Genomic DNA, 21,444 nt, shown 5'->3' with positions numbered 1-21,444 from the left:
GATGACACTCAAGCGTGCCATCCAGCGAGGAATAAAAATGCTGAAAGCATTCAAAAAGCTGTGGAATGACGATCGCGGCAATGCACTGATCCTGTTTGGCGCGTCGCTACCACTTTTGGTCGGCGCTGCCGGCATTGCAACTGATACGATCCAGTGGACCCTCTGGAAGCGCCAGCTTCAGCGCGCGGCCGATTCCGGCGCGATCGCCGGCGTCTACACGCGCCTCAACACCGACACCGAGGCTGCCGTCCGGGCTGCAGTGAATGCGGACCTCGCGATCAACAATCACGTCGGTATTGCGCTGCAGAGCGGCTTTCCGGCGGTCACGCTACCTGCCGATGATGGCGACAAGGAGAAGCAGGTCAGGGTGGTGCTTCAGCTCTCCAAGGCCCTGCCCTTCAGCTCCATGTTCATGGAAGCGGCTCCCAATATCGTCGCCACCGCGACGGCAGCAAGCGTTCCCGGTGGCGACCAATATTGCGTCATCGGCCTGGACAAAAGCGCTTCGGTCACGGGCGTCGAGATTTCGGGCAGCACCTTCCTCGATCTCGGTAACTGCTCGTTGATTGCCAATTCGAAGCACAAGGACAAAGCGGCATCGAACGGAACCAGTGGCAATGGCCAAGCAGGCAGCGGGTCCTATGTAAAGGCCGCCTCGCTGGCTGCGTCGGGCGGCGTCCAATATTCCAACAATTGGAAGGTCTCCGACTATGACCCGAACAGCCCGCCTGCTGACGATCCGTTCGCAGGCGTCCCGTCCCCGACGAGCTGCTCGAAGACTGTTACTATTTCAGCCAATGCCAACCAGGGTTATCCTTACGATCGAACGGTGGCAGGCGGGGATGTAGCTGGCGAAACGGTATGTCTCGTCGGCGGTGGCAACGGCCAAAATGCAAATACTGTGGCCGTCAAAGGTGCGATCAAGTTGCAGACCGGCGTGACCTATGTGTTGAACGGCCAAAATCTGTCCATGACCGACACTAGTGCAAGCCTCACCTGCGGGGGCTGCACCATCGCCATGACTAATTTCACAAATCCGGCGAACACCGGCAACATCAAGATTACCGGAGGCACGGTAAATCTTACGGCACCGACTACCGGCACCTATAAGGGTATCGCCATCTACCAGGACCGCTTGGCCTCCGACTCGGGGCAGAAAGCCCAGAACCACATCAACGGCAATAGCGGTCAGTCGATCACCGGCGCGATCTACATTCCGGGTCGATCCATCCTTTATAACGGTGGCGGCAATTATGTTGCCGACAGCACTGTGGAAGGCGCCTGCATGATGCTGGTGGCCAAGCGTGTCGAATTTGGTGGAAACTCCAAGGTCAAGGCTTTGGACGAATGTGAAACGGCAGGCTTGCCGGCACCGAAGGCAGGCAAGCGCGTGAGGCTGGTCGCATGATCCGGGTCTTGCGAAAGCTTGCGCGAGAACGGTCGGGCACGGCCACGATCGAGCTCGCGCTCTGCGCCCCCATCCTGGCGACAATGGTGATCGGCGTGACCGACATCAGCATCGCCTACGGCAAGAAGCTTGAGCTTGAGCAAGCCGCTCAACGCGCGATGGAAAAGGTCATGCAGACCACCGGCAAGGAAACGCCTGAAGACACGATCAAGATTGAGGCGGTTTGCCAATATAATGGCACGGACAGCGGCGGCACCTGCCTGACGGCGCCGATCACGACGGACAATGTTACAGTCACCTACTCTCTGACATGTGATGGGACGTCGGTCCCCGACTTTGCGAGCGATTGCGCGGAGGGGCAGCTCGAAATCCGCTACATCACAGCAAGCGTGACCGACACCTACGAGCCAATGTTCGACCTTCACTTCGGTACCGCTTCAGATGGCAAATACCATATGGCGGGTGAGGCAGGAGTTCGCGTCGCATGAAGCTCCTTAAGCGGATCAAGCGGGACCATAGCGGTGCCGCGGTCATCGAAATGGCCTTTGCACTTCCGGCTCTGATCGTCCTCATCTGGATGATCGTCCAGCTCGGCCTGGTGCTGCGCGCAATGTCGGGTATCCAGCATGCCTTGGGTGAGGGTGCCCGGCTCGCCACCATCTGGCCTGTCCCGGATGTCGAGACGATCCAAGACCGTATGGACGAAGCAGTCTACGGCATTGGACCTGGTGACTTCGCAATCCCGCCGCCCGTCCAGGGAGAGGCCGACGGCAGCGAATATCTCGACCTCGAGGTAACCTACGTCCAGGAAACCGACCTGCTGCTTCTGCCTGGGCCGACCATCAGCGTATCCCGCAGCAAGCGGGTGTGGCGGGCCGAAACCGAAGAGGAATCCGGAACCTAATCGGCAGGCGCCTTCATTCGCGACGCGAAGAAGGCGGTGATTGCGGATTTCACTTCGTCGGATTGAAGCCGCTCGGCGAAATGGCCGTTTTCGAGCTCCATCCGCTCCAATACTCTCTCGGTATCCTCCCGGCGGAGCAGCGCCTGCGTCTGGCGTAGCGCTTCGGGCGGTTTGGCAAGCAGGGCGGCAACGAGACCTGCCAGGGCCGCTTTCAATTCTCCCTGCGGGACGACATGGCTGGCCAAACCCATTTCCCGTGCTTCCGAAGCGCCGAATGGCTCACCCAATAGAAGATGGCGTGCTGCGTTCCGGCGGCCGGCGAGGCGCGGGAAGACGAGCGAGCTGGCAGCTTCCGGCACCAAGCCCAGGTCAACAAAGGGCATGACGAACCGGCAGCCTTCCTCAGCCAGCACGAAATCGCAGTGAAACAACATGGTGGTGCCGATCCCGACGGCATTGCCATGCACCGCCGCGACGATCGGCACCTGGTTCTTCGCCAGGGCGCGCAGCAGGCGCCATACGGGCAGATCCTCGCCCGATCCCGGTTGCGGCATCTCCTTCAGGAAATCCCCGAGGTCGTTGCCGGCCGTAAAGTCTTCGCCTTGTCCTTCGATGGTGATGAGGCGAATCGACCGGTCGCCGGCGGCACTTTCGATCGCGTCGGCCAGTGCCGAATACATGGCAACGGTGATCGCGTTCCGCCGCTCGGGCCGCGCCAGCAGGATGGAAAGAACACCATCTTTCCTCTCGACCAGCACATGGGCGTCCATCTTGGATCCTTTCGGAAGCGAATCGGGTGACCTGTTTGAACCCAGCCGCTAGAGGGAAGCAAATTTCCCCCATGCCGTAGGGACCGATTCCATATGAAATTCTTCGCCGACACCGCCGAAATCGCCGACATCAAGGAGCTCAATGAAACCGGGCTGCTCGACGGCGTCACCACCAACCCGTCGCTGATCAAGAAATCGGGAAGGGATTTCATCGAGGTGGTGAAGGAAATCGCATCGATCTGTCCCGGACCGATCTCGGCCGAAGTCGTCGCGCTCGATCATGCCGGCATGATGAAAGAGGCGGAGACGCTTCGGAAGATCGCCGACAATATCGCGATCAAGGTTCCGCTGACCATCGACGGCCTCAAGACTTGCAAGGCGCTGACCGGGGACGGCACCATGGTCAATGTCACGCTCTGCTTCTCGGCGAACCAGGCGTTGCTCGCGGCCAAGGCCGGTGCGACCTTCATTTCGCCCTTCGTCGGGCGGCATGACGACATCGGCTATCCGGGTATGGAGCTGATCGCGGATATCCGGACGATCTACGACAATTATGACTTCCCGACACAGATCCTGGTCGCAAGCGTTCGCAACCCGATCCACATCCTTGATGCGGCAAAGCTTGGCGCGGATGTGATGACGGCGCCGCCGTCGGTTATCAAACAGCTGTTCAAGCATCCGCTGACCGACAGTGGCATCGCCGCCTTCCTCAAGGATTGGGAAGCGACGGGCCAAAAGATTTAAGCGCGGCTTCAATCTTCGCAGAAATCTCCCCCAATTGGGCGGATTGTTAACCCTGTCGCTGTAAGAATCGCGGCATGGGCAAGGTGATTTCCTTCGAAGAGCGTGCTGTCGCGACCCTTCGCGACCGGCTGGGTGCTGCCGAAAGCGCTAAGGAAGACCTGATCGCCTTTGCCCAAGGCCATTCGGGCGCAACCGCGGCGATCCATTCGGCCGTCCTGGCACTGATGGAAGCGGAAGACGCGAAGGACCTTTTCCGGGTCGTCACCGAGGATTGGACGCGCATCCTGGGCATCGACCATGTGGTGCTGACCCTCGTTGCCGACGGGAAGGGCTTTCGGGTCGCAACCGGCCATGTCGGAACGGTCGAGCCGAGGATCGTCGATCGGTCGATCGAACGGCTGGATCCGGTGACGATGCGCTCCGTCGACTGCGGCCATCCGCTGTTCGGATATGCCGCTCGTCATGTTCGTTCGGAGGCGCTGATCCTGTTGCCGACCGAGGCGCCGCTTCCTTACGGAATGCTCTTGCTGGGTCAGGAAAATGAGATCGGCCTCGACAATCGGCACGGCGCGCAATTGCTGGGATTCCTAGGAGCAAGCGTTGGCGCTATGCTCCGCCGGTGCTTGAAGAACGGCTAGAGGGGGAAGGTCATCCGGCTCGATCGCTCGCGGCGAGCTGGGGCAGCCATTTGGCTCATGACCGGCGCAGGAGTGCGCATACGGTGCGGGCCTATGTCGCGACCGCGCACCGCCTGATCGCCTTCCTTGGAAAGCATCGCGGCGAGGAGATCGGCCGCTTCGCACTTCTCAACCTCCATGCTTCGGACCTGCGCGCATTTCTGGCGGATCGGCGAGGTCAGGGACTGGGCGCGTCTTCAGCAGCGCGCGAAATGTCCGCGGTCCGCGCCTTCCTGACTTATGCGGCGGAAGCGCAGGGCACCACACCCCAGCTGCCGCGTACCCGCGCGCCGAAGCGGCCGCGAACCTTGCCCCGCCCGGCGAGCCCCGACGATGCGATCGCCCTTGCCGAAGAGGCAGCCGCTGCAGCGCCGAACGACTGGATCGGCGCCCGTGATCTTGCCATCCTGCTTTTGCTTTACGGGGCCGGCTTGCGCGTTGCGGAGGCAATGAGCCTCACCGCTCGGGTCCTTCCATTAGGACAAGCAATGCGGGTGACGGGCAAGCGTGAGAAGACCCGGATCGTGCCGCTGGTACCGGCGGTCAAGGAGGCGATCACCGCCTATGTCGCACTCTGCCCATATCCGTTGGCGGGCGACACGCCATTGTTCGTCGGGGCGAAGGGAGGTCCGCTGAACCCGGACCTGGTCCGTCGCGCGGTGCGATCGGCAAGGGAGCGACTTGGCCTGCCGGACAGCCTGACGCCGCATGCCCTGCGGCACAGCTTTGCGACGCATCTGCTGGCGCGCGGAGCGGACCTGAGGTCGCTTCAGGAACTGCTGGGCCATGCCAGCCTGTCGTCGACCCAAATCTATACCGACGTGGACGCCGCCCGGCTGCTCGATGTCTATCGTCACGCCCATCCGCGGGCGTGAACCGCATCAAAGACTGGTGAGATCCGGCTTGGCGGCTTCTTCGGGCGTCAGATTCCGGTGGGTCCAAACGCGATAGATGTAGCCGGCCGCCAGAAGGACCAGGATCGCATTTGCCGCGGGGCCAAGGACTTTCTCGATATCGGTATATTTTTCGCCCAGCTTGTAACCAGCGCCGGCAATGAGCGCGGTCCAGCCCGCGGTGCCCAACGTCGACGCCAAAAGGAAGCGGCGGAAGCTCATCTTCAGAAGGCCGGCCGGGATGGAGACGAGGCTGCGTACCGTCGGGAGCAGGCGGCCAAGGAAGACAAAGAAGGTGCCGTGCTCCGTGAACCAGCGTTCCGCCTGCTTCACTTCCGCCCAGCTCATTGTGATCCAGCGGCCCCAGCGGCGGATGATCGGTTCCAGCCGCTGAATGCCGAGTGCGCGAGCGCCGAGATACCAGAGGATGTTACCGAGCATTGCGCCCGCGGTTCCGGCCGCAACCACCCAGCCGTAGTGGAGCTTGCCCTGGCCGGCCGCGACGCCGGCGACGGACATGATCACTTCCGATGGAATCGGCGGAAAGACCGTTTCCAGGAACATCAGGAACGCAACGCCCAAATAGCCCGACTGCTCGATCAGTCGAATGATCCAATCGCTCATCTGGCGGCTACCTTGGCCTCAACGGTCTCCCAGAAGAGCGCGGGCGTATCGCTGCCGTTGAACTTGTCGATGGCGACAATGCCGGTAGGCGAAGTGACGTTGATCTCGGTCATCATGCCGCCGATCACGTCGATCCCGACGAACAGCAGGCCGCGGCGCTTCAATTCCGGACCGATCGCGTCGCAGATCTCGCGCTCGCGCGGGCTGAGCTCGGTCTGCTCGGCGGTGCCGCCGGCGGCGAGGTTGGAGCGGAACTCGCCGTCCTTGGGCCGACGGTTGATCGCGCCGGCCACTTCCCCATCGACCAGGACGATGCGCTTGTCGCCTTCGGTAACGGCGGGGAGAAAGGCCTGCGCGATATAGGGCTCTTTCCAGATAGAGCCGAACAGTTCGGCGAGCGCCGTCAGGTTGGTCCCATCCCGGCCGATGCGGAACACGCCTTCGCCCGCCTTGCCATGCAGCGGCTTGATCACAATTTCGCCGTGTCGGGCGTGGAAATCCTGGATTTCCGCCAAATTCCGACTGATCATCGTTGGCGGCATGAACTCGGCGAAGTCGAGGACGAACAGCTTTTCAGGCGCATCGCGGACCGAGCGAGGATCATTGACCACCAGCGTGTCGCGGGCGACGCGCTCGAGCAGGTAAGTCGCGGTGATGTAGCCGATGTCGAACGGCGGATCCTGCCGCATCAGGACAACGTCGACGTCCGAGGCCAGGTCGAGAAGCTCGACTTCTCCGGCGCTGAAATGATTGCCCTCGACCCGTTGCACCGTGACGGGGCGGACACGAGCACCTACGCGCCCGTCCTCATAGCTCAGGTCATTGGCGAGGTAGTGGTAGAGGCGATGTCCACGCTGCTGCGCTCCGAGCATCAGCGCGAAGGTCGAATCACCGGCAATGCCGATCGATTCCAGCGGGTCCATTTGCACGGCGACGGTCAGGCTCATGCCTGTCGCCTATTCGAAGCCGCTTGGCTTGTCACCCGTGCCAGACGTTGGGCAGGTGCCGGGGCAGGGTTCGCGGAACGATGAAGATGGCATCGATTCGGACGATGTCGCCGGTGCGAGCAAATCGAGATGCCAATCGTTCGGCAGCGACGGCCACTCGGCGCAGTCGATATTCGTCGAGCGCCCATGCAGCGGTCTGCTCCGACCTGCGTTGCTTGACCTCGACAAAGGCGACGGTCCTGCCGCGCCTCGCGATCAAGTCGACTTCGCCGCCAACTATACGAACTCGCCGGGCAAGAATCCGCCAGCCTTGCAGGCGAAGCCACCACGCCGCGATGGTTTCGGCCCTGCGCCCCCGGACCTCGGCCTGTTCTCGATCTACTTTTGCTTTGGGCAGCGCCGGAATGCCAATTCACTGCCGTCGGCACGGCGTTTCAAGAACATATTCTGGTCGACCCATTTGATTGTCGAAACATGCGCCTTGCCGACATTTTCGGCAGGCCTGTCGACGTGCAGCGGATGAAAGTCCGTCATGGTCTCCGTCAAGGCATCGCCGTCCAAGCGCCACGTCCCGGCCTCGCCCCACAGGGTGTAGCTCCCATCAGCATGATATTGGACGGTGCCGTGAGAGCCACAGACCTTCGGAAACTCGGAGTGCCCATCCATCCAGTCCCACTCGCCAGCCAGCAAATAGGGCGCCTTGCCGCTACATGCGGCCAGCGCGATCATGAGAAGTGCCGCAGTCGCTGACTTCAGCCAAGTTTCTCGATTGCCCGGGCATAGACCTGCTTTCGAGGTAGTCCGAGAAGCTCGGCAACCTCGGCGGCCGCGCGCGAAGGCGACAGTCGGGAAAGCGCTTCGTCGAGCGCGCTGTCGATCTGCGCGCTCGATGCGCCTTCCGGTTTCGATGGAGGCGCGACGACAATCACGATTTCCCCCTTCGGTGCCAATTCGCCGTATCGCGATGCGAGCTCGCTCAAGGTTCCGTTGACGCATTCCTCGTGGAGCTTGGTGAGCTCGCGAACCACCGCAACTTCGCGGTCGCCCAACGTCGCATTGAGGGCGCCCAACGTATCGCCGAGACGCGGACCCGTTTCATAAAGCACCAGGCTGGCGCGGATCGAAGCGACTTCGGTAATGGCGTCGGCGCGGGCTTTGGCCTTTGCGGGAAGGAATCCAAGGAACAGGAAACGGTCTGTCGGAAGGCCGGCAAGCGTCAGCGCGGCAATCGCCGCACATGGGCCCGGCAAGGTATAAATTGCATGGCCCGCCTGCCGCGCGGCGCGGACCAGCTTGTAGCCAGGGTCGGAAATCAGCGGCGTTCCCGCATCGCTGACCAAGGCGACGGCCTTGCTACCCAGGTCGGAGAGAATCCGCTCTCGGAGCCGCTCGTCGCTATGGTCGTGATAGGCCGTCATCGGCGCCTTTGCCCCGACATGTGCGAGCAGCTTTGCAGACACCCGCTTGTCCTCGGCAAGGATATAGTCGACGCGCCGCAGCGTATCGGCCGCGCGCGCCGTCATATCGCCGAGATTGCCGATCGGCGTGGCGACGATATAGAGTCCGGGTGGTAGCGGCTGATCCATCTGGACGAGGGGCATGGCATTGAAACCGACTTCCCGGCAAGCACGGCGCGCTTTCATCGTCGGCGTCACGGCCGCAATCCTGACGCTGACGGCCTGCCAGACGGGCACCAGGGAACCGATTGAACCCGTCGCACCGGAGGCACCGCCCACTGGTCTGGCTTATAACGGGATCGCGGTAATCGTTCCGTTGACGGGCCCGGACGGTCCCATCGGAACCTCCATTTCCAATGCCGCCAAGCTCGCTTTGATCGACACGAAGGAACAGACGCTTCGCATCACCGTCTACAACAGCGCCGCGCCTGGAGGTGCCGCGGGCGCGGCCGAGAAAGCCATCGCGGAAGGCAACCGACTGATCCTTGGCCCGCTGCTGGCCGAAGATGTCCGGGCAGCAGCGCCGGTGGCCCAGAGGTCGAATGTCCCGGTCATCGCATTTTCGAATGACGAGGGTGTGGCTGGAGACGGCGTCTACATCCTCGGCTTCACGCCCGACCAGTCGATCAGCCGCGTTGTCCAACATGCACAGTCGAAGGGCATGAAGGGGTTCGGCGCCCTGGTGCCGACAGGATTGTACGGCCAGCGCGCCGCCCAATCGCTGCTGACCACGGTACAAAAGTCGGGAGGTCGGGTGGCCTCCATCCAAAGCTACGATCGGAGCCCCGCTGCAATCACTGCTGCGGCCAAGCGCTTGAATTCGCAAACTATGGATGCGGTGCTGATTGGGGATGCCAGCCGGACGGCCGCCGCGGCCAGCACGGCGTTGAAGGCCGGGCCGCGTCGGTTGGGCACCGAACTATGGGGGACGGACCGGACGATCGGGAAAAACACCGCGCTACGCGGTGCATGGTTTGCAGCGCCGCCTGACGGGCAGTTCGATCGGCTGGTGGGCCGATATCGGGCCCGATACGGGAAGACGCCTTATCGCCTGGCGAGCCTTGGCTATGATGCGGTACTGCTCGCGGTGAGGAGCGCACGCAATTGGCCGATCGGCCGGCCATTCCCTGCCAAATCGCTGATCGACAAGGACGGTTTTGGGGGTGTCGACGGCAACTTCCGGTTCGGAAAGGACGGAATCGCGGAACGGCTGCTGGAAGTTCGTGAGGTGACGCCGGCAGGCTCCGCCGTAATCTCACCGGCCGCGACCGCTTTCTAGGCGGCGATTTTCGCAAGGATCGAATCCAGAAGCAGGCGGCCCGCGGGCGTAGTCCGAAGGCGCGATCCTTCCTTCTCAAGCAATCCGTGACCGATCATGCGATCGACGGACGCCTGTTCGACAATGGGTCTCCCCCCAAAACGATCGCTGAGCGGCGCGGGTTCAATGCCCTCTGCCAGGCGAAGTCCCATCACCAGTGCCTCGTGAGCCGCCTCTTCGGCGGTCAATGCTTCCTCTTCGGAAATGCCATGCGCGTTGCGGCCGACGGCTGACAGGAAATTCTCGGGCTTCTTGTGGCGAACCGTGCGCATCCCGAGCCGGCGCCCGTGGGCGCCGGGGCCGACGCCGGCATAATCCTGGTAGCGCCAATATGCGAGGTTGTGGCGGCTCTCCGCGCCGGGTTTGGCGTGGTTGGAGATTTCATAGGCCGGAATGCCGGCGGCTGCCGTCCGTTCCTGGGTCAGCTCGAACAGGTTCGCGGAAGGATCGGCGTCGAGCGGCTCGAACTCATGTTTGGCGACCATCGTCGCGAAGCGCGTGCCGGGCTCGATCGTGAGCTGGTAGAGCGACAAATGCTCGGTCCCGAGGTTAAGGGCCCGGTCCAGATTTGCGGACCAACCCTCCTCGGTGTCGCCGGGCAGTGCGTAGATCAGGTCAAAGCTGACGCGATCGACCGCTTCTTGAGCCGACTGCAATGCCCGGAGTCCCTCGTCGGCAGAATGGGCTCGGCCAAGAAACGCCAGCGATCGATCGTCGAAGCTTTGCAGGCCGAGGCTGATGCGATTGACGCCGGCACTGGCAAGATCGGCGAATTTCTCCGCTTCCGCGCTGTTGGGATTGGCTTCAAGGGTGACCTCGATATCGTCCGAGGCGCCCCAATGATCTTTCGCGGCGGTAATGATCGCTTCGGCGGTCGCGGGGTCCATCAAAGAGGGCGTTCCGCCGCCGAAGAAGATGGATTCGAGCCTGCGGTTCGGAAGAAGTGCTGCTTCGTGGGCCAGGTCGGCCAATAGTGCTTGCCGCCACTCGTCCTGGTCGATCGACGCGCGAACGTGGCTGTTGAAGTCGCAGTAGGGGCATTTGCTGACGCAGAAGGGCCAGTGGACGTAGAGGGCCAGCCGCTCCGTTAGAGCGCCGTTCATTTGGGGCTGGATAGCGAGACTGGCCATGATGCGCCGCGCTCTTACGGTCCTTGCCCTTGTGATACCAGCCGCGGCTCTCGCCGTGCCGCAAACGGGTGTGCTGCCCTGGACCGACAAAAGCCCCAAGTCGCGAAATCCGCTGGTCCTGAAGTCGACGATGATGGCGGTCCATAATGAGGCGCGGCGTCAGTATGGTGTGCCGCCGCTGGTGTGGGACGATGGCCTGGCGAGTGACTCGGCGGTCTACGCAGCCCGCCTCGCCCGATTGAACCGGTTCGAGCATGACACGCAGGCGGGGCGCAAACCGAAGCAGGGCGAAAACCTCTGGATGGGGACCCGCGGCGCCTACAGCTATGGCGAGATGATCGGCCTGCTGGTCGACGAGCGGAAATATTACCGGCCCGGTCGATTTCCCTATGTAAGCAGGACCGGAAGCTGGTCCCATGTGGCCCACTATACCCAGATAATCTGGCCGACCTCTCAACGGGTCGGCTGCGCCACGGCGTCGAACCAGGGAAATGACTATCTCGTCTGTCGCTACCTGCCGGCGGGGAATGTAGTGGGAACAATACTTCGCTAGAATTTACCAAGTCGTTCCAAAGGCCTGTTAACCAGAGTCTGCGAAATATGCGGCGTCATGAAGCGCCTGCTTGCATTTGCCCTGATTGTTGCGTCGTCGGCGCAGGGCGCGACGTTGCCCAATCCGAACTGGCCCAACCCTGCCGATCGTAGCGAACAGCTACTGCGACGGACGGTCTTGGGTGCCCACAATGCTGCGCGGCACCGGTTCGGCGTAGAGCCGTTGGCGTGGAGCCCGGAATTGGCCACCCAAGCCCTGCAGCATGCCCAGTATATGGCCAGCACTGGTATCTACGGCCACGACCAGACGCCGGGCCGACGCAAGAAGCAGGGCGAGAATCTGTGGCGCGGGCAGCGCGGCCTGTTCTCCTACGATGTCATGGTCGGCGTGATGGTCGAGGAGGCTCGGCATTTCCGTCCCGGCGCTTTCCCGAATAACAGCGCGACGGGGAACTGGAGCGACGTTGCCCACTACACGCAGATCGTTTGGCCGACGACGACCGCCGTCGGCTGCGCGCTGGCGTCCAGTACTACGACCGATTATTTCGTCTGCCGCTATTCGCCGACGGGCAACAAGGACGGTTTCGTCCTTGCATCAGGCGGCGAGCCCCGCGCTACGCAACTAGCCGAGCGCGGCGACTAATTTCCTGAATGCCTCGGCCCGATGGCTGATGGCATGTTTCTCGTCAGGTTCGAATTCGCCGAAGGTACGATCGTGTCCGGCGGGCACGAACATCGGATCGTAACCGAAGCCCTTGTCGCCGCGCGGCGGCCATACCAGCGTTCCGAAGACTTTGCCTTCGAAGCTTTCGACCTGGCCATTATCGGGCCAGGCAATGGCCAGCGCGCAGGTAAAATGGGCGTCATGACCGGCTTCGTCGCCGGCCGCTTCGACTTCGCGCCAGACCCGCTCCATTGCGCGGCCGAAATCGCGATTGCCCTCGTCATCCTCGGCCCAGCGGGCAGAAAAGATGCCGGGAAGGCCGTGAAGGGCGTCGACCGAGATGCCGCTGTCGTCGGCAAGGGCCGGGAGACCAGCGAGGTCGGCTGCTTCGCGTGCCTTCAGGTCGGCATTGTCGACGAAGGTGTTTCCAATCTCTTCCGGTTCGGGAAGTCCCAGCTCGGCCGCGCCGACGCACTCGATATTGTAGGGTGCGAGCAGCTCCTGGATTTCGCGGAGCTTGCCGGCGTTGTGCGTCGCGATGACGAGCTTGGGACCGATTGCCTTCATTTGCCCGCCGCCTTCAGCTGTCCCCGGAAAATCTCGTCGCAGCCGACGCGCGCCAGGCGGAGGAGGCGCAGTAGGCCTTCTTCGTCAAATGTGGCACCCTCGGCCGTAAGCTGGGCTTCGACGATCGCGCCATCGCCGGTCAGCACAAAATTGCCGTCCGAGTGGGCGGAACTGTCCTCGATATAGTCGAGATCGACCACCGGCGTGCCCTCGTAAATGCCACAGCTGACTGCCGCAACCTGGGTGCGGATCGGGTCTTCGGTGAGGGCGCCGGTTTCCAAAAGCTTGTCGATCGCGATCCTAAGTGCAACCCAGGCGCCCGAGATCGAGGCTGTCCGGGTGCCGCCATCGGCCTGTATCACGTCGCAATCGACGACGACTTGCCGCTCTCCGAGCTTTTTCAGATCGACAACCGCGCGAAGCGAACGGCCGATCAGCCGCTGGATTTCCTGGGTGCGGCCGGACTGCTTGCCCTTGGCCGCCTCGCGGTTGCCGCGCGTGTGGGTGGCGCGGGGCAGCATCCCATATTCGGCGGTGACCCAGCCCTGGCCCTTTCCGCGAAGGAATGGCGGGACCTTGTCCTCGACCGAGGCAGTGACCAGCACCCGTGTATCCCCGAAGCTGACGAGGCAACTTCCCTCGGCGTGGCGGGTAAATCCGGGTTCGAAGCGAACCTCGCGCATTTGATCGGGGGCGCGGCCACTGGGACGCATGCAAATCTCCTTGGGACTCAATTTGGGTGTGGCCCTAGACCGCTCGTCGTTGGCTTTCAAATGGGTTCGCCCTAAATCCGCCGGCATGAGTGAGCCGATCGGCGATTTGACGGCGCGAATGCGCGACATCTTCCGGCTGGTGGTCGAGGCATATCTCGACCGCGGGCAGCCGGTTGGGTCCAAGGCAATCGCCAGCGCCGTCAGCCTGTCGCCGGCATCGATCCGCGGCGTGATGCAGGAGCTTGAGGAGCTCGGCCTGCTGACGCATCCACATACGTCGGCAGGGCGGATTCCGACGGAGACAGGGCTCAGGCTGTTCGTGGACGGGATAATGCATAACGCCATGCCCCCGGCGCGGGAGCGGGCCGCCATCGAGGCGCAGCTCAAGGACCGGTCGATCGAAGAGGCGCTGTCGGCGGCGACCGCGACCCTTTCCGGGCTTTCGGCCTGCGCGGGTGTCGTGCTGGCCCCGAAGACGGAGATGCGCCTTCGGCAACTGAGCTTCGTTCCATTGGCGGTCGACCGGGCGCTGGCGGTGCTCGTCAGCATGGATGGAAGCGTCGAGAATCGGGTCGTTCCGCTTCCGCCCGGCACAAGTCCAATGGCGCTCGCGGAAGTCGGAAATTTTGTCAGTGCACGGCTAAGCGGCCTCACGCTTACCGAAGCAGAGGCACGTTTGAGGGCGGAAATCGTTCAGCGGCGCGAGGCGATCGATGCCGCAGCAGCCGAACTGGTCGCACGCGGACTTGCCGACTGGAGCGAGGATCATGCCCAGCGTCCGGTGCTGATCGTCCGGGGACAGGCGAATCTCATCGACGACAGCGCTGTGGCCGACCTGGAACGGGTCCGGCGCCTGCTAGATGAGCTGGAAGATCGGCAGGACATCGTCCGCCTGCTGGAAGGCGCGCGAGAGGGGCAGGGGTGCCGGATTTTCATTGGAAGCGAGAACCGCATGTTCGCGCTTTCCGGCTCCAGCGTCATTGCCGCGCCCTATCGCGGGAGCGAAGGACAGGTAGTCGGCGTTGTCGGGGTAATTGGACCCACAAGATTGAACTATGCGCGAGTCGTCCCCATGGTGGACTTCACGGCGCAAGCCCTCACGAGATTTATGAGATGATGGACAAGAAAGACCTTCACCAGGAAGCCGAAGACATTCGGGAAGAAACCGCGGCGGATTCGCCGGAGCTCGCCGAGCATGACCGCGTCGCGGAACTGCAGCGGCTGCTCGATGAAGCCAATGGCAAGGTGCTCTATGCCCATGCCGAGACGCAGAATGTGCGTCGCCGGCTTGAGGCGGAGAAGCAGCAGGCGTCGGCCTATGCGGTAACCGGATTTGCGCGCGATATGCTCGCGGTTCGCGATCACCTTGACCGTGCGCTCAGCCATGTGCCCGAGGGGGCGTTGGCGGATGAGAAGATCAAGAGCTTCGTCGACGGCATCGGAGCCACCCTGCGTGAACTGGATGCAGTCTTTGCGCGCCAGGGCATCGTGCGCGTCGAATCGCTCGGCCAGCCGCTCGACCCGCACAAGCATCAGGCAATGATCGAAATCGCGACCGACAAGTCGGAGCCCGGGACGATCGTCGAGGAAATGCAGTCGGGTTACATGCTTAAGGACCGGCTGCTTCGGCCCGCGCTCGTGGCGGTGGCGAAAGCCGGCTAGCCTTCGTTCGGATCAATCCCCGTGAACACCCAGGTGAGCGCCTCGTCGCGCTCATCGGGTTCATAGGTTCGGTAGCTGATGAACGGCAGCATCGCGCTTTCGATCTGGGTTCCGACGCGGATCCAGGCCTGGTCGGCGACTACGGCAACGCGGCCGAAGCGGGTCAGCTTTCCAAACAAGGGCATGGCGCGCCCGAAATAATGCGGAAGGCTCGATAGCTCGAGGCCGGCGATACCGTGTGTCTCGACGAACACATGCACCTTGTCGTGGCTGGCCATGATCGCATCGAGGCGATCCATAATCGCATCCAGTTCCTGCCCCTTGATGGAGCCGCCGATTTTCAGAGCGATGACATCGTCAGGCGAAGCGATGATTTCCAACATGTGGCGCCTCCCTCGGTGAGATTAATGCACTTCGCGGTGCTGGGTTTCACCCTTCGTTGCAAGAGTGAAGCGGGGTTCCGGCTGGCCGCCACCAGTCGTGATAAGCGACGCTGCCAGGCGGCCGACTTCCGGCCCGTGCTTGAAACCGTGACCGGATCCGCCGCCGACCAGCACCACGTTGGAAAGGGCGGGGTGGCGGTCGATCAGGAAGTCTCCGTTCGAGCTATTCTCATATTGGCAGACCTCGGCGCCGAGTACCGGTGCGCCCTTCAGTAGCGGGAAGCGACGGTCTCTGAACTCGATCACGTCGTCCAAGGCAGCTTTGGTCGGCTCGCGCGACTGGGTGTCGGGATCGACATAGGCACCATGCTGGTCATGCGCGAATTTGACCCCGCGCGATTCCAGGTTGGGGAAGCCGTAGAACATGTCTCCGTCGTTGAAATCGGCCCAGCCGGGCATTGCCTCGGGCTGGAATCGGCGGTCGGCCTTGGGCGGTGCGAAATAGAAGATTTCCTGCCGGGTGGCGAAGATCTTCTTACCGAGAATGTCGGGGAACAGCTTCGGCAGCCAGGGGCCGAGGGCGAATATGAACGCGTCGGCCTCAATCGGACCGTCCGATGTCTGGATCGAACTGAGCTGGCCGCTGTCAGCGCGCGGAGCTTGGGCGGAGGCAAGGCGATATTCGCCGCCTGTCGCCACGAAATTCTTGACCAGCGTCTGCACCGAGCGCCGCGCCATCAATGCACCGAATTCGGGTTCATAAAGGCCAATGATCACGCCGCTGAAGTCGATCATCGGGAAGCGGCGCTGAAGCTGAGGGCCATCCAGCTGTTCGAGCGGCAAGCCAAGCCGCCGGTGAACCTCGATGCTTCCATCGAAATATTCGCCGGGCTTGCTGGAGAAGAACAAGACGCCGCTCTGGATGAAGATCGGCAGGCCGGAGCTTTCGCTGAGCTTTTTCCACTCGGGCAAGCTCTCAAATGCCATCCGCGTGTAGATTTCGTCCTTGCCGTAGCCGCCGCGGGTCATTCGGCTCTCGCCGCCGGAGCTGGCACGGCTCTGGGCCGGGCCCGCCATGTCGACGAGCGTCACCCGATGGCCGGCACGGCGAAGATGCTCCGCCGTCCAAGATCCGAAGACGCCGGCGCCGATCACCGCAACATGTGCCGCGCTACCCGGCTTCGCGGCACGCAAAACGGCCGGAGCAAGAGCTCCGGCCGTCATGCCGCCGATCAGGGAACGGCGAGTCATCAGCGGCGAACCTTTAAGCCCGCCGCCCGACATTACTGCCCGAACTTGTATCGGGCGGTGACGCCAACCACACGCGGCGTGCCGATGTTGAAGCCCAGGCGCGCACGGCCACCACGTTCGCGGTCGAACGACAGCTTGGCATTCTCGTCAAACACGTTGTTCACGTAGGCCGAGACTTCCATGCCATTGTCGAGGTCGATACCCGCCGAGAAGTTGACCAACTGGTACGACGGCAGCTTCAGATCGAGCGTGGTCGCATCCGTGTTTGTCATGCCGAAGACAGGCAGCCCGTGCACGAATGTGCGCGGATTATTTTCCTGGTCGGCCGGCTGGGTATAGCGGCTGCCGACATGCTGGAAGCTGGCATTGACATACCAGTCGCCAGTGTCGCCGAACCGGCTGCCATAGGTGGCCGAGGCCGCCATCTGGAACTTCGGAACGGTCGGCAGGCGATTGCCTTCGCGGATACCGGTCGAAATCGTCAGCGGGTCGTTTGCATTGCTGGAATCACGGGCCAGGGTCGAGTCAAACTCGGCCGAGACGTAGCTGCCGGCCAGCGACAGATCGAGGCCTTCCAGAGGCGACACGGCAACCTCCGCCTCGACACCGGTGGTATGAGCGTCTGGAACGTTGAAGACGATACGCGACGAGCAGCTTCCCGCGTCGAGCGTGACCTGCAAGTCCTTGATCTTCGTATGGAAGATGGCGGCGTTGGCGGTAATGACGCCCTTTGAATATTTGACGCCCGCTTCATAGTTCCACAACGTTTCATCGTCGTAGCCACCAGCGAACGGCCCGAAGAGTTCCTCATCCTGCGGCGTGCAGAGCGGCAGGTTGAGCGGATCGTTGACGCCGCCGAGGCGGAAGCCTTTCGCTGCCTGTACGTTCACGCTGAGATTCCGGTTCGGTTCCCAGGTAGCGATGAAACGCGGGCTGATGCCGCTGGACGAGGTCTTGTCGCCAAGGCGGTTGTCGCCATTGGCGAAAAGGCCGCCAGAGATGAAGTCGCGCTCTTCTTCGAAGTCATAATAGCGAGCACCGGCGGTAAGCTTGAACTGGCCGAAGTCGTAGCTGGCTTCGCCAAATGCAGCGAGCTGATTGATATCGTAGGGAATATCAGCGTTGTAGGGCGAATCCAGGTTGCTGAACCCGTTTGCCACCGCTGCGGAAGTGCCAGCTCCGAGCGTCGCATCCACATAGCCCGAATAGTATGGTGTTGGCAGGCGCTGTGCATAGACGCGCTCGACATCGGAATAGAAGCCGCCGATCAGCCACTGGAACGGCCCGTCTCCCGTAGAGGCAACGCGCAGCTCCTGCGTCCAGGTCTTGAGATCGGTGGTGTCGCGCAGATTGGACGGGATGTCAGTCGCCTCGATCGGAAGGCCAAGGTCGACCGACACCGAGTGGGTCAGCGCCGAAGCATCGCGGCTGACCAGAATATCGCGGTTGATATAGCTGGTGACCGAGGTCAGTTCTGCCGGACCGAAGTCGTAGGACGCAGTCAGGTCCGCGATGAGCGTCTCATCTTTGAAGTCCTCACGGAGGAGCAGATACTGCTCCCGCTTGTCATACTCATAAGCCGGGTCGGTGAACTCGTTCAGGTAGAGGTTGAAGACTTCCTGGCGATTGAAACCGTCGGCCTTGATCTTCTGATAGACAACGCGAGGCGTAAACTTGAGCTCTTCAATCGGCTGCCACAACAGCGACAGACGGCCGCCAACGCGGCTGCCGCCGTTGACATTATTGCCGTTCGCCGGCCCAAGCGCATCGACAAATCCGCCGTAGCTGGTTGCATAGCCTACCGCACGAAACGCGACGGTCTCGCCCAGCGGCACGTTGACAGCGCCCTTTACGTGGCCGCCCACGTCGCCGCCGCGAGTGCCGTTGTAGTTGGCTTCGACCATACCCTCCATGCGACCGAGGCGCGGCTGGTTAGTGATGTAGCGGACGGTACCGCCGACGCTTCCGGAACCGAACAGCGTTCCCTGCGGACCGCGAAGCGTTTCGACGCGGTTCAGGTCGAACAGGTCGATGTCCGGCGTGAACAGCGAAAGCGAGATAACGGATTCGTCGAGGTAGATACCCACCTGTTCCTTGACGCCCGGCTGGTCGCGGACGATCTGGCCGGCGGAAACGCCGCGAACCGAGACCTGGCTTTGGCCCGGCCCGAGGTTCTGGACGGCGAGGCCGGCGACGTTGCGACTAATGTCTTCGATCGTGCTCGCATTAGCGCGCTGGATGTCTTCCTGCGTCTGCGCGTTGATCGAGAAGGGAACGTCCTGGACCGTCGTGGCGCGCTTGGTCGCCGTGACGATGATTAGGTCGCCCTGGCTGGCCTCTTCGGGCTGCGGAGCGGCCTGAGCCTGCGCCTCCTCCGCGGTCTGTGCCCAGGCGGGCGTTGCGACTGCCAGGGCCGCGGCGCTGATCAGCAGGCTACGCACTGCATGGACACGAATAGACATGGTAATCCCCCATTTTTGCTTAATTTGCCAACATGCAGACTATTCTACTGTGCGGCTGCGAAAAGGGGGGTGGCGCGTTTGTACTAAGACTGTTGCGTTTCTGTAACAGAACCGTTGAACGGCAAAAAACCGGGCGGAATTGAAGCAACAGTAATTTGGCCTTGATTTGCCAGAAAGCGATGGCGGATGATTTCGGCCTGTTGCTCCAGCCCATAGCGGTCGAATGGGCGGCCCTCGACCAGCCTGTAGCTGTATCGGCAAAATGGATGCCGCATCAGCGGCAAAAACCAGCGGCCGCGCGTCTGCGCTTGCCAGACATGGGTCATTTCGTGGATGAACAATCCCTGCAGCGACAGGTTTTCCTTCGAGAAATCTTCCGACCAGAGGCTGCTTTTGGGATGAAAATGGATGTTTCCCGAGGGGGCCATGACAATTCCACTAGGCTGGAACGGCCACCATTTGCGCCGGACGAGGCTAACTCGGCGGTAATCGACCGCATCGCCGAATATTGATCGGGCGAGTGCGATCTCTCCGGATGTAAGGGGACGAGCACCGTTCACCCGACCTCAAATGCTCCGGAACGGAGCGCGGGTGCAATCCATTGTGCACATCTGGAAGCAAGTTGGGCCTGTACCGGGCTCGCAATGACTGCTTGCCCGTATCGCACTCGGACGCTAGGGCAGCGCAAAATCTAACGGAGGAAAGTCCACATGAGCGAGACCGCCGATCGGGTGAAGAAGATCGTCGTCGAACATCTCGGTGTCGAAGCCGAGAAGGTCACTGAAGAAGCAAGCTTCATCGATGACCTGGGCGCCGACAGCCTCGATATCGTTGAGCTGGTGATGGCGTTCGAAGAAGAATTCGGCGTCGAGATCCCTGACGATGCGGCCGAGAAGATTGCGACCGTCAAGGACGCGATCGACTATATCGACAGCAACAAGGGCTGATCGGGAACCGATCGGCTGCCGCCCGCCCATGAGGCGGCACGAACGGCTTCCCGTGAACTTCGGGAAGCCGTTTGCATTTGAGGTGTTTTGAAGGGAAGTTTTGCATGCGCCGTGTCGTGGTGACGGGTCTTGGACTGGTTACGCCGCTGGGAGCGGACGTCGAGACCACTTGGTCGAACATCCTCGCCGCCAAATCCGGCGCGGGAAGGATCACGAGATTCGATTCAAGCGACCAAAAATGTCACATCGCATGCGAAGTGAAGCCTGCCGATCATGCTTATGGCTTCGATCCCAACAAGCGCGTCGACCATAAGGTCCAGCGCCAGGTGGATCCTTTCATCATTTACGGGATCGATGCCGCCGGCCAGGCGATCGAGGATGCCGGCCTCACCGACATGGACGAAGCGACAAAGTTTCGCGCCGGCTGCTCGATCGGTTCGGGCATCGGCGGGCTCCCGGGTATCGAAAGCGAAAGCCTGGTTCTGGCCGAGAAAGGTCCGGGCCGGGTCAGTCCGCACTTCGTCCACGGCCGGCTGATCAACCTCATTTCCGGCCAGGTTTCGATCAAATATGGCCTGATGGGCCCGAACCACGCCGTCGTTACCGCCTGTTCGACCGGCGCACATTCGATCGGCGATGCGGCCCGTATGATCAAGGACGGCGACGCAGACATCATGTTGGCAGGCGGCGCGGAAGCGACGATCTGTCCGATCGGAATCGCCGGGTTCGCCCAGGCGCGCGCGCTGAGCACCGCCTTCAACGACCAGCCCGAGAAGGCTTCGCGGCCCTATGACAAGGATCGCGACGGCTTTGTTATGGGCGAAGGCGCCGGTGTGGTGGTGCTCGAGGAATATGAGCATGCCAAGGCGCGCGGCGCGAAGATCTATGCCGAGGTCGTCGGCTATGGCCTGTCGGGCGACGCCTATCACGTCACTGCCCCGCACCCGGAGGGCTCGGGCGCCTATCGCTCCATGGAAATGGCACTGAAGAAGGCGGGCATGACCCCGGGCGACATCGACTATATCAACGCCCATGGCACCTCGACCCCGATGGGCGACGAGCTGGAACTTGGAGCAGTGCGCCGCTTGTTTGGAAACGAGATCGCCAATGTCTCCATGAGCTCGACCAAGTCGGCCATCGGCCACCTGCTTGGCGGCGCCGGCGCGGTCGAGACCATCTTCTGCATCCTGGCGATCCGCGACCAGATCGTCCCGCCAACGCTGAACCTCGATAATCCGAGCGAGGGAACGGCTGGTGTCGACCTGGTCCCCCACCAGGCGAAGAAGCGGCAGGTTCGCGCGGCGCTCAACAACAGTTTCGGCTTTGGCGGGACCAATGCCTCGCTGGTCGTGAAGGCGGTCGACTAAGCCC

General features: G+C 62.1%; 26 protein-coding genes. 13 read left to right on the top strand and 13 right to left on the bottom strand.

The window, feature by feature from the left end; translation table 11 throughout:
* The first annotated feature begins 37 nt into the window (after nucleotides 1-37).
* The 3 genes from LZ496_RS04155 to LZ496_RS04145 are packed head-to-tail and all read left to right on the top strand — an operon-like array spanning nucleotide 38 to nucleotide 2,312.
* Complete coding sequence (locus LZ496_RS04155; protein WP_249903325.1) at nucleotides 38-1,408, top strand: pilus assembly protein TadG-related protein; 1,371 nt, start codon at nucleotides 38-40, stop codon at nucleotides 1,406-1,408.
* A complete protein-coding gene (locus LZ496_RS04150; RefSeq protein ID WP_249903324.1) occupies nucleotides 1,405-1,896 on the top strand; it encodes a TadE/TadG family type IV pilus assembly protein in 492 nt (163 codons plus the stop codon). The genes LZ496_RS04155 and LZ496_RS04150 overlap by 4 nt, the downstream gene beginning before the upstream one ends.
* The gene (locus tag LZ496_RS04145) at nucleotides 1,893-2,312 is read left to right on the top strand and encodes a TadE/TadG family type IV pilus assembly protein (RefSeq protein WP_249903323.1); all 420 of its coding nucleotides are present in this window, start codon (nucleotides 1,893-1,895) and stop codon (nucleotides 2,310-2,312) included. Before LZ496_RS04150 ends, LZ496_RS04145 begins: the two co-directional genes overlap by 4 nt.
* On the opposite strand, the gene LZ496_RS04140 is transcribed toward LZ496_RS04145, so the two are convergent.
* Nucleotides 2,309-3,082 (bottom strand): enoyl-CoA hydratase, encoded by a 774-nt coding sequence (locus LZ496_RS04140; RefSeq protein WP_249903322.1) that lies wholly within the window; start codon nucleotides 3,080-3,082, stop codon nucleotides 2,309-2,311. The two genes, LZ496_RS04145 and LZ496_RS04140, sit on opposite strands and share 4 nt — an antisense overlap.
* A gap of 93 nt (nucleotides 3,083-3,175) precedes the next feature.
* Between LZ496_RS04140 and fsa the strand changes: the two genes are divergently transcribed.
* The 3 genes from fsa to LZ496_RS04125 all read left to right on the top strand — a co-directional run bounded on the left by fsa (nucleotide 3,176) and on the right by LZ496_RS04125 (nucleotide 5,378).
* Nucleotides 3,176-3,826 carry a fructose-6-phosphate aldolase gene (fsa, locus tag LZ496_RS04135; RefSeq protein WP_249903321.1) on the top strand — a complete coding sequence of 217 codons (651 nt, stop codon included), beginning with the start codon at nucleotides 3,176-3,178 and terminating at the stop codon, nucleotides 3,824-3,826.
* A gap of 74 nt (nucleotides 3,827-3,900) precedes the next feature.
* The gene (locus LZ496_RS04130; protein WP_249903320.1) at nucleotides 3,901-4,464 is read left to right on the top strand and encodes a DUF484 family protein; all 564 of its coding nucleotides are present in this window, start codon (nucleotides 3,901-3,903) and stop codon (nucleotides 4,462-4,464) included.
* Nucleotides 4,446-5,378 (top strand): tyrosine recombinase XerC, encoded by a 933-nt coding sequence (locus LZ496_RS04125; RefSeq protein WP_436286451.1) that lies wholly within the window; start codon nucleotides 4,446-4,448, stop codon nucleotides 5,376-5,378. Before LZ496_RS04130 ends, LZ496_RS04125 begins: the two co-directional genes overlap by 19 nt.
* Nucleotides 5,379-5,384: 6 nt before the next feature.
* Here LZ496_RS04125 and LZ496_RS04120 read toward each other — a convergent pair whose 3' ends face one another.
* The 5 genes from LZ496_RS04120 to rsmI are packed head-to-tail and all read right to left on the bottom strand — an operon-like array spanning nucleotide 5,385 to nucleotide 8,553.
* Entirely contained in the window at nucleotides 5,385-6,020 is a 636-nt protein-coding gene (locus LZ496_RS04120; RefSeq protein WP_249903318.1) for a DedA family protein, read from the bottom strand.
* Nucleotides 6,017-6,967: a glutathione synthase gene (gene gshB / locus LZ496_RS04115; RefSeq protein ID WP_249903317.1), complete on the bottom strand. Its 951-nt coding sequence runs from the start codon at nucleotides 6,965-6,967 to the stop codon at nucleotides 6,017-6,019. The genes LZ496_RS04120 and gshB overlap by 4 nt, the downstream gene beginning before the upstream one ends.
* A 31-nt stretch (nucleotides 6,968-6,998) precedes the next feature.
* On the bottom strand, nucleotides 6,999-7,364 hold the full coding sequence (locus LZ496_RS04110; protein ID WP_249903861.1) for a YraN family protein: 366 nt from the start codon (nucleotides 7,362-7,364) through the stop codon (nucleotides 6,999-7,001).
* The gene (locus LZ496_RS04105) at nucleotides 7,346-7,696 is read right to left on the bottom strand and encodes a hypothetical protein (protein ID WP_249903316.1); all 351 of its coding nucleotides are present in this window, start codon (nucleotides 7,694-7,696) and stop codon (nucleotides 7,346-7,348) included. The genes LZ496_RS04110 and LZ496_RS04105 overlap by 19 nt, the downstream gene beginning before the upstream one ends.
* Nucleotides 7,697-7,719: 23 nt before the next feature.
* Complete coding sequence (gene rsmI / locus LZ496_RS04100; RefSeq protein WP_249903315.1) at nucleotides 7,720-8,553, bottom strand: 16S rRNA (cytidine(1402)-2'-O)-methyltransferase; 834 nt, start codon at nucleotides 8,551-8,553, stop codon at nucleotides 7,720-7,722.
* Nucleotides 8,554-8,572: 19 nt separating this feature from the next.
* On the opposite strand from rsmI, the gene LZ496_RS04095 reads away from it, so the two are divergent.
* A complete protein-coding gene (locus LZ496_RS04095) occupies nucleotides 8,573-9,703 on the top strand; it encodes a penicillin-binding protein activator (protein WP_249903314.1) in 1,131 nt (376 codons plus the stop codon).
* On the opposite strand, the gene hemW is transcribed toward LZ496_RS04095, so the two are convergent.
* The gene (gene hemW, locus LZ496_RS04090) at nucleotides 9,700-10,845 is read right to left on the bottom strand and encodes a radical SAM family heme chaperone HemW (RefSeq protein ID WP_249903313.1); all 1,146 of its coding nucleotides are present in this window, start codon (nucleotides 10,843-10,845) and stop codon (nucleotides 9,700-9,702) included. The genes LZ496_RS04095 and hemW overlap by 4 nt on opposite strands.
* 25 nt (nucleotides 10,846-10,870) lie before the next feature.
* Here hemW and LZ496_RS04085 point away from each other — a divergent pair, with 25 nt between their 5' ends.
* Nucleotides 10,871-11,425, top strand: coding sequence for a CAP domain-containing protein (locus LZ496_RS04085; RefSeq protein WP_249903312.1), 555 nt, complete (start codon nucleotides 10,871-10,873; stop codon nucleotides 11,423-11,425).
* Between the two features lie 57 nt (nucleotides 11,426-11,482).
* Complete coding sequence (locus LZ496_RS04080; protein WP_249903311.1) at nucleotides 11,483-12,067, top strand: CAP domain-containing protein; 585 nt, start codon at nucleotides 11,483-11,485, stop codon at nucleotides 12,065-12,067.
* Here the strand turns inward: LZ496_RS04080 and rdgB are convergent.
* Together rdgB and rph are read right to left on the bottom strand one after the other, a co-directional pair.
* A complete protein-coding gene (gene rdgB / locus LZ496_RS04075) occupies nucleotides 12,047-12,655 on the bottom strand; it encodes an RdgB/HAM1 family non-canonical purine NTP pyrophosphatase (RefSeq protein ID WP_249903310.1) in 609 nt (202 codons plus the stop codon). The two genes, LZ496_RS04080 and rdgB, sit on opposite strands and share 21 nt — an antisense overlap.
* On the bottom strand, nucleotides 12,652-13,368 hold the full coding sequence (rph, locus tag LZ496_RS04070; RefSeq protein WP_249903309.1) for a ribonuclease PH: 717 nt from the start codon (nucleotides 13,366-13,368) through the stop codon (nucleotides 12,652-12,654). Before rph ends, rdgB begins: the two co-directional genes overlap by 4 nt.
* A gap of 85 nt (nucleotides 13,369-13,453) precedes the next feature.
* On the opposite strand from rph, the gene hrcA reads away from it, so the two are divergent.
* Entirely contained in the window at nucleotides 13,454-14,485 is a 1,032-nt protein-coding gene (gene hrcA, locus LZ496_RS04065; protein WP_249903308.1) for a heat-inducible transcriptional repressor HrcA, read from the top strand.
* A complete protein-coding gene (gene grpE, locus LZ496_RS04060; protein ID WP_249903860.1) occupies nucleotides 14,485-15,030 on the top strand; it encodes a nucleotide exchange factor GrpE in 546 nt (181 codons plus the stop codon). Before hrcA ends, grpE begins: the two co-directional genes overlap by 1 nt.
* Here grpE and LZ496_RS04055 read toward each other — a convergent pair.
* The 4 genes from LZ496_RS04055 to LZ496_RS04040 all read right to left on the bottom strand — a co-directional run bounded on the left by LZ496_RS04055 (nucleotide 15,027) and on the right by LZ496_RS04040 (nucleotide 19,686).
* Nucleotides 15,027-15,413 (bottom strand): SpoIIAA family protein, encoded by a 387-nt coding sequence (locus LZ496_RS04055; protein WP_249903307.1) that lies wholly within the window; start codon nucleotides 15,411-15,413, stop codon nucleotides 15,027-15,029. The genes grpE and LZ496_RS04055 overlap by 4 nt on opposite strands.
* A 21-nt stretch (nucleotides 15,414-15,434) precedes the next feature.
* The gene (locus LZ496_RS04050) at nucleotides 15,435-16,664 is read right to left on the bottom strand and encodes an FAD-dependent oxidoreductase (protein ID WP_249903306.1); all 1,230 of its coding nucleotides are present in this window, start codon (nucleotides 16,662-16,664) and stop codon (nucleotides 15,435-15,437) included.
* 32 nt (nucleotides 16,665-16,696) lie between these two features.
* Entirely contained in the window at nucleotides 16,697-19,126 is a 2,430-nt protein-coding gene (locus LZ496_RS04045; RefSeq protein ID WP_249903305.1) for a TonB-dependent receptor, read from the bottom strand.
* Between the two features lie 83 nt (nucleotides 19,127-19,209).
* Nucleotides 19,210-19,686: a vgr related protein gene (locus LZ496_RS04040; RefSeq protein ID WP_249903304.1), complete on the bottom strand. Its 477-nt coding sequence runs from the start codon at nucleotides 19,684-19,686 to the stop codon at nucleotides 19,210-19,212.
* A 150-nt stretch (nucleotides 19,687-19,836) separates the two neighbouring features.
* On the opposite strand from LZ496_RS04040, the gene LZ496_RS04035 reads away from it, so the two are divergent.
* On the top strand, nucleotides 19,837-20,073 hold the full coding sequence (locus tag LZ496_RS04035) for an acyl carrier protein (RefSeq protein WP_249903303.1): 237 nt from the start codon (nucleotides 19,837-19,839) through the stop codon (nucleotides 20,071-20,073).
* Between the two features lie 104 nt (nucleotides 20,074-20,177).
* Entirely contained in the window at nucleotides 20,178-21,440 is a 1,263-nt protein-coding gene (gene fabF, locus LZ496_RS04030; protein ID WP_249903302.1) for a beta-ketoacyl-ACP synthase II, read from the top strand.
* The last annotated feature ends 4 nt before the right edge of the window (nucleotides 21,441-21,444 follow it).

This window comes from Sphingomonas caseinilytica, assembly GCF_023516455.1.
GTDB classification, from domain to species: Bacteria; Pseudomonadota; Alphaproteobacteria; order Sphingomonadales; family Sphingomonadaceae; genus Sphingomicrobium; species Sphingomicrobium caseinilyticum.
Note: the sequence above shows the minus strand (reverse complement) of the source record. Positions and strands in the feature narration are given on the sequence as shown.